Annotated in this window: 6 protein-coding genes; 5 read left to right on the top strand and 1 reads right to left on the bottom strand. The window is 42.6% G+C overall.

Going from position 1 to position 7692, the window contains the following annotated elements; all coding sequences use genetic code 11:
• Nucleotides 1–479: 479 nt before the first annotated feature.
• The 3 genes from EWV66_RS12540 (at nucleotide 480) to EWV66_RS12530 (ending at nucleotide 4803) form a co-directional block, all read left to right on the top strand.
• Entirely contained in the window at nucleotides 480–2855 is a 2376-nt protein-coding gene (locus EWV66_RS12540; RefSeq protein WP_287107619.1) for a glycogen debranching protein, read from the top strand.
• A gap of 79 nt (nucleotides 2856–2934) precedes the next feature.
• A complete protein-coding gene (locus tag EWV66_RS12535) occupies nucleotides 2935–3585 on the top strand; it encodes a TVP38/TMEM64 family protein (RefSeq protein ID WP_002768427.1) in 651 nt (216 codons plus the stop codon).
• A gap of 210 nt (nucleotides 3586–3795) precedes the next feature.
• Nucleotides 3796–4803: a DnaJ C-terminal domain-containing protein gene (locus tag EWV66_RS12530; RefSeq protein WP_287107618.1), complete on the top strand. Its 1008-nt coding sequence runs from the start codon at nucleotides 3796–3798 to the stop codon at nucleotides 4801–4803.
• 166 nt (nucleotides 4804–4969) lie between these two features.
• Here EWV66_RS12530 and EWV66_RS12525 read toward each other — a convergent pair whose 3' ends face one another.
• Nucleotides 4970–5317 (bottom strand): hypothetical protein, encoded by a 348-nt coding sequence (locus EWV66_RS12525; protein ID WP_185237515.1) that lies wholly within the window; start codon nucleotides 5315–5317, stop codon nucleotides 4970–4972.
• A 461-nt stretch (nucleotides 5318–5778) separates the two neighbouring features.
• Here EWV66_RS12525 and EWV66_RS12520 point away from each other — a divergent pair, with 461 nt between their 5' ends.
• Nucleotides 5779–6171, top strand: a complete 393-nt coding sequence (locus EWV66_RS12520; RefSeq protein ID WP_287107617.1) for a hypothetical protein — start codon at nucleotides 5779–5781, stop codon at nucleotides 6169–6171.
• Between the two features lie 135 nt (nucleotides 6172–6306).
• Nucleotides 6307–7692: tetratricopeptide repeat protein (locus EWV66_RS12515; RefSeq protein ID WP_287115974.1), on the top strand; the 1386-nt coding region annotated here is incomplete at its 3' end.

Below are 7692 nucleotides of genomic sequence, written 5' to 3'. Positions count from 1 at the left end.
CTTAATTGATTAGTTCGCTCTAGAAAAAAACAATTAACAAAAATCGCTAAATGCCTTTCTATATAAGGGTTCCATCCCTTATAACTCCCGTCCATTGCATAACACAAACCGAAGAGCCGTGTTTATTTCCTGGTATTGAGTCCTGGCTCTGTCGTTTCATAGTAATTAGCCAAGTCTTGATCGCCAAGGGTTGCACCGGCAGAAAATTGCGTATAAACCTTGACTTGTTTGCCTTTTGGATTCCAGCTTGTCTGATTCTCATAATTAGATAGAGGATTGTCGGGAGGAGCAACTTTATGAGATGCTTAAGTTCTGCAGCTAAAAGTTATTCCTATGTCAGCCCCCCCCATCTTCAACTATTTGAGCAACTAAGTCAATGAATTAAGCCCAGAAACGTTGAATCTCGTCATAAAAATTTACATTCAAGAGCATACTAAATCTATACTTTAGACAGTCATAATCTGAGATTTATGAAACTTATGAAATCGGAGAGTGAGATCGGTCAAAATCATCCCCAATCTGGTAATTATGCCCCCCTAGATAGCCATCTTTGGGCCGATGCCACCTATCCCCTCGGAGCGCATTATCGGGGCGATAGCGTCACCTTTGCCGTCTATTCTAAAAATGCCAGTCAGATTCTTCTGGAAATCTACGAGCGCCCGACGGGAGAAAACGCTAAGTATGATTACTGGTTGACAAAAAACCCAAATGATGATATATGGCGGGCAAAAATCGCCGGTATTGGCCACGGCAGTTACTACGCTTTTCGCTGTTGGGGTCCCAATTGGCAATTTGATCAAAAATGGCAAAGAGGCCACAGTAACGCCGGTTTTCGGGCAGATGTGGACGATTTTGGCCATCGTTTTAACCCCAATAAAGTCCTCTTCGATCCCTACGCGCGAGAACTTTCCCACGACTTTGAAACCCTGGCCATGATCGCAGCCGGAGAAAATGCGGGAATCTATGCCACGGGAGAAGGGGACTACAAAGGAGTGATCCGGCGGCAATACGATACGGGTAAATGGTCGCCCAAAGGCATTGTGATCGCGCCGGATGGGACTTCTACCGGGATTCGTCCCCGTCTGGGGGCCGAAAAAGCGATCATTTACGAGGCCCATGTGCGCGGTTTAAGTCATCACCCCTCCGCTAGTCGTTTGGAAGATATTCTCAAGGGAATTACAGGTTTTGAGGAAGTGGCCAACGTTCCCGACCAGTACAGAGGAACTTATGCGGGGGCCGGCTATATGGCCAAATACCTAAAAGCGCTGGGATTTACCACGATCGAACTCTTACCGGTCCAGGAAACCGCTAACGATAATAACCCCGATGATCGCCCCGGCGGTAACTATTGGGGTTACATGACCTTTGGTTATTTCGCTCCCGATCGCCGTTATGCTTATGATCGCTCCCCCGGGGGACCCACCAGAGAGTTTAAGTCCATGGTCAAAGCTTTCCACGACCAAGGTATGGAAGTTTATCTCGATGTGGTCTATAATCACACCGGAGAAGGGGGCAATTGGGGCAGCAACGATGTCACCGGATTTGTTAGTTTTGGTGGTTTTGATGTGGTGGAATATTATCAACTCAGCGACGAACATTATCTAGTTGATGGGGCCACTGGCTGCGGAAATCAATTAAACTTTTCCCATATTGTCACCTGTAATCTGGTTCTTGATTCCCTCACCTATTGGTTAGAAACCATGGGAGTTGATGGTTTTCGTTTTGATCTGGCCCCTGTCCTCGGTCGAACTCCTTCTAGTCATGAACGAGAAGATTGGCACAAGCAAAAACAATTCTTTCCTAAACATCCTTTGTTAGAAAATATCGAGCAATTAGGCAAGAAATATGATGCCGAAATGATCGCCGAAGCTTGGGATATCTGGGGTTACGAAGTAGGTAATTTCCCAACGGGTTGGGGCGAGTGGAATGGCCGTTATCGCGATGCAATCCGGCGTTTTTGCAAGGGAGATGGTAATACTTTTAAATTCATCGAACAGGTGAACGGAGATTATCACAATTTTCATGACCAAGGCGGACCACACAAATCGATCAGTTTTATTGTTGCCCACGATGGTTTTACCCTGATGGATTTGGTCAGTTATAACAATAAAAATAACCTCAATCCCTGGCCTTTTGGTCCTTCCGATGGCGGCAATAATAATAACGATTCTTGGGATTCTGGCGGTAATCAGGCCTTACGTCGCCAAAGATTACGCAACTTTTGGACGATTCAATTTTTATCTCGCGGTGTTCCCATGACTGTCTGGGGTGATGAATTTGGCCGCACTCAAAATGGTAATAATAATCCCTACAATATTGATAGTGTGGCCACTTGGAATAATTATGATATGATTGCCACCCGTTCACCCCATCTACTACCCACGGGTTATCGGGAAACTTATCACAATAATTTTGGCACGGGAACTAATCAAGAAGAACGCAATCCTTTATTTATTTTTGCCGCTTATATTGCTCACTTAAGAAACAATCATATAGCACTCAAACAGCGCCGCTATGGCGATATGGTTCTCAATGCGGGCAATAGTGTCACCTATTTATTTAAAAAACCCGATGGGGTTAGCGATTTAACTGCCCATGCTCGCTGTATTTGGTTTTTAATTGATGGTAGTGCCGTCGGTGATCACGATTTTTTGGTGTTAATTAATATGTATCATCTGCCAGTGGATTTTCGCCTTCCCTCCCCAGGCAATAATTATCGTTGGGTAAGACTTATTGACACGGCAGCTTGGGCAGAAACCAATTATAATTGTTGGTCTGTGGAGCAAGGAGCAGTAATTTCTGATCGCTATAAAGTCAATGGTTTTTCGATCGTGGTTCTCGAGGAGATTAACTGAATTTTTGACAATAGGGAAATATAAACCCCTGTTGCATCTTATGTTTTATAACCCGCACTTAGCCCAAAATTGCCGTTAAATGTCTAAAACTAAAAGTAGTGTTATTATCCTAACCATAATTTGTATTATCGCCACAGCGATGGGAGTTTATCTAATCGGTGGTATCGACTCCCAACAATTACAGATCTGGTTAAAACAAATGGGAATTATGGCCCCCATTTTGTATATTATTCTCTATACGATCGGGACAATTTTAATCCTGCCTTCTACCCCCTTAAACCTCAGTGGTGGGGCGATCTTTGGGGTAGTTATGGGAACAGTTTGGACAACGATCGCCGCTTTAGTGGCCGCTATAGTTGCCTTTGCTTTTACCCGTACTATCGGCCGGGAATATACCGCCAAAAAATTTCAGGGAAAATGGCAAGCGATCGATGCAGAAATGCAGCAAGGCGGCCTATTTTATATGTTTGCTATCCGTCTATTACCGATTATTCCCTACGGTATCGTTAACTTTGTGGCGGGATTAACTTCTATCCGTTTTCGCGATTATTTCATCGGTACTTTATTAGGCACTGTCCCCGGAATTTTACCCTTTGTCATGATGGGTGCGGGTTTAAAATCTTTAGGAAAAGGCGATATATTGCCCCTAATGGTGGCTTTTACCCTTATTGCTCTGTTAGTAGGTGTGGGAACTTGGTATCGTCGTCGTCGGCAATTTCCCTTTCAGTGATCAGTTATCAGTTATCAGTTATCAGTTATCAGATTGGAGTTTTCAGGAGATAGTGTTAAGTGAAAACTTTGGCACTTATTTTCACTGATCACCGGTTACTGGTTACTGTTCACCGATCACTGATCACTGATTCAAGCCTGACAACGATAAAATTAAGTTAGATTAGGAATATCCCGACTGAATCCCCATTGCTAAGGAGATAGCGTATCGATGCCTGCCGCAGATTATAAAGATTATTATGCCGTTCTGGGAGTAGGTAAAACTGCCAGCGCCGAAGAAATTAAAAAAGCTTTTCGCAAATTAGCCGTCAAATATCACCCCGATCGCAATCCTAACAATAAAAGCGCCGAAGAACGTTTTAAAGAAATTAGCGAAGCTTACGAAGTCCTCTCCGATAGCGAAAAACGCCAAAAATACGATCAATTTGGACAATATTGGCAACAGGCCGGGCGATCGAATTGGCCGGGTGGTAATGGGGGGGTTGACTTTGGTTCCGACGGTTTTGACTTTAGCCAGTACAGCACCTTTGATGATTTTATCAATGAACTGCTCGGTCGCATGGGTCGCTCTGGCGGTACTCGCCCCGGTTCCCATTCCTACGGGACTCCGGGGAGAGGATTTGGCGATTTTAGCAATTTTAACGACTTTGCCGGCGCTCGTACTCCACCGCAATCCGTCACTTCTGGTATCTCCACCGCTAAACTGCGTCTGAGTTTTGGGGAAGCTTTACGAGGAGTACAAAAACGGGTTAATTTAGCCGGAGAAATGATCGATATCAAAATCCCCCCAGGAACCAAAACCGGTAATCGTCTCCGGGTACGGGGTAAAGGACTAATCGATCCCTTGAGTAAACAACGGGGAGATCTATTTCTCGATGTGGAATTAGAACCCCATCCTTTCTTTACTTTTGAAGGCGATAATTTAACCTGTGAAGTCCCGATTACTCCCGATGAGGCGGTTTTAGGCACAGCAATTGAAGTTCCTACCCCCGATGGCATGGTGACGGTAAAAGTTCCCGCCGGTATTCGTTCCGGTCAATCCCTGCGCTTACGCGGCAAAGGTTGGATCGATAATAAAGGACAACGCGGCGATCAATTAGTCAAAATTGTCATCGATACTCCCAAAGAATTAACCGCGATCGAACGGGAATTATACGAGAAAATTAAATCTCAGCGTACCACCGATCCCCGTCGTCATCTCAGACAGGTGCAAATTTAAGTCCCTAGCTAGGGTTTGCCAAAACAGTTTTTCTTGGTGCTGATTACTGTCTCTGGGGTTTATAAGTGGTTAGGTGTTAAAAATCGTCAGTTCCCCCCCTTATCAAGGGGGGATTAAGGGGGGATAGGCACCCCCCTTATCAAGGGGGGATTAAGGGGGGATCGATCTAGAATTTAACCTTACTAGCCAACCAATTAGTAATTAATTTCGGGCTATTTTTCTTCACCCAATAGAGAGCATAAATTCTGAACATAGGCTTAGAAAAACGAGCGATCGCTTTCATAATAAAATTTAAGTAACGACTATGAAACTTTTTATTAATTAAATTTAACGAACCCACATCGTAAAGACAGTCGATGATAATCCTAAAAGTCGTTTCCTCTCTTTGGAATAAACTATCTATTAACAATAGCACTTCCTGAATCCTTTGCTGTTTAAGCTGTTCTTCTTCGTCGGAAACAGCCGAGAGAATCTGCTGCTGCTTAGATAATTTACTATCCGATGGGGTTAACATGATATGGTAAGGAAAAAATTAACTTGTTTTGATTTTATCCCTATTTGCCGATTTTGCAAGACCAAACTCCCCATCTATCCCCATTTTTACGATAACACGGATCTTTCCTCTCCCATGCCGTCTTGACTGTGATTGCTGTGATTGTGTCATGGACTGTGATTGATTATTGATAAAAGGTTGCTGAATACAATATAATCATAGTATTCATTCAATCATTTCAATCACAGTTTAGACTGATGCTGTGATTGTGTTATGGACTGTGACTGATTAAGAAAAATAGGGCAGAATAAAATTATGAAAGCTAAAATAAGGACTGAATCATGAATGCTCCCTTAACCACAAGTTTACTTTAGCAGTACAGGAATTTACCACTGAAGCAATTTCTAAAATACCTATATTATGGGAAAAAATCAAAACCCAATAATATAATAAAGTTAACCCTCATCACCCCGATTTTATCTATGGAACCGATAACAGTGGCGACAATTGTTGCTTTGGTATTTCAGACTACTGTAGAAAAATTTACCGAAGCTGCTCTAGAAAAAATTAATACTTTGCGGCAAATCATCTGGAATAAACTTAAAGCTAATCCTAAGGCTGAAAAAGCTTTACAAGCTGCTGAAAAAGGGTCAAAAACTGATCTAGAAAAAGTAGCAGATTATTTAAAGGTTGCCATGAATGATGAAGCAGATTTCGCCGAAAAATTCAAGGGTTTAGCAACAGAAATTCAATCCTTGAAAATTCAGGATAATAGTAGTATGAACCAGACTAATTATGGAGGGACAAATTTCCAGAATAAGGTTGAGGGTGGTGAAGTTTATCAAGCAGCAACTATAAACATCAATAAACCCTGACTGCAGCCGCCTGTTCAGGAACAGGTTAAACAACATCCTCACAATTTATCTAATAGTAATATCCCTAGATTTGTTGGTAGGGATCAGGAATTAATTGACTTAAAAAAGCAATTACAACAATCCCAAAAGCTTGCTATCTCTACCTTAACGGGAATGGGAGGCATAGGTAAAACCGAACTAGCCAGACAGTTTGGCTGGCAACAATGGCGAGAAAAAGCCTATCCCGGGGGTATATGTTGGTTAAATGTGGCAGAAAGTGACGGCGGTTTTATCGGTACTTCTATTTTAGATTTTGCGCGGGTACATCTCAAATTAACTTTACCGGATGAGGGAGAATTAGACGTAAAAATTCGTTATTGTTGGCAAAACTGGTTAGCGGGAAATGTCCTAATTATTTTTGATGATGTGCGGGATTATCAGCAAATTAGGGATTATTTACCACCGCAAGAAGACAAACGCTTTCAGGTTTTAATTACCACTCGCAAGGAATATTTATCAGCGACAATTGCGACTTTTCGGGTAGAAGTATTAAAAGAAAAAGATGCACTTGATTTATTGCGTTCCTACCTTGCAGATAACAGAATTGACACACAAATCGAGGCAGCTAAATTATTATGTCAGGATTTGGGTTATTTACCCTTAGGGTTAGAATTGGTGGCAAGGTTACTGGTACGGCGACAGGATTGGAAAATTAGCAAAATACGGCAGAAATTAGCCGAAAAAGGATTAGATGAGCCAATCTTAGCCAAAAATCCCAAGTTTCATGGGGAAATGACTGCGGAAAGAGGGTTAAAAGCTGCCTTTAATCTCAGTTGGGAGGAGTTGCACAGCGAACCAGAAGCCCAAATTTTGGCACTTTACCTCAGTTTATTCGCTCTTGCGCCCTTTCCCAAAGGAATGATTCTGGATTTATTTCCCGATGAAGATGGGGATACAGTGGAGGAATGGTTAACCGATAGTTTAGTTCACCTGAGTTTAGTTCAGGATAATCGTGATGGTTGGTATGAAATTCATCCCCTGTTGCGTCGCTATTTTCGGGATAAGTTAGAAGCATCACCCCACGCAGAACCCGCAAAACGCCGTTATTGTCGGATTATGGCCAAAAAATCGGCAGAAATGCCACAGAATCCCACTATAGAAATCGTTGAAGAATTTAAACCTTTCCTTCTCCATCTACAAGCATCTGTCAAGGAATATCCCCAATATATCGCTGATGAGGATTTATTATGGTCCTATACGGGTTTAGCTAGTTATTATAATGGACAAGGATTGTATGCTATTGCTGAACCTTACTGTCAAGCTTGTTTAACCGCAACTCGAACCCACTTAGGAGACAATCATCCCGATGTGGCAACTTCCCTCAACAATTTAGCAGGATTGTACGAATCCCAAGGTAGATACTCAGAAGCGGAACCTCTCTATCTAGAAGCTTTAGATTTGAGAAAACGACTCTTAGGAGACAATCATCCCCATGTGGCAACTTCCCTCAACAATTTAGCATACTTGTACCGCTCCCAAGGC

The sequence above is a fragment of the Microcystis sp. M_OC_Ca_00000000_C217Col genome (genome assembly GCF_007095585.1).
In the GTDB taxonomy this organism is placed as follows: Bacteria; Cyanobacteriota; Cyanobacteriia; order Cyanobacteriales; family Microcystaceae; genus Microcystis; species Microcystis panniformis.
This window is presented reverse-complemented; position numbering and strand designations above follow the sequence as displayed.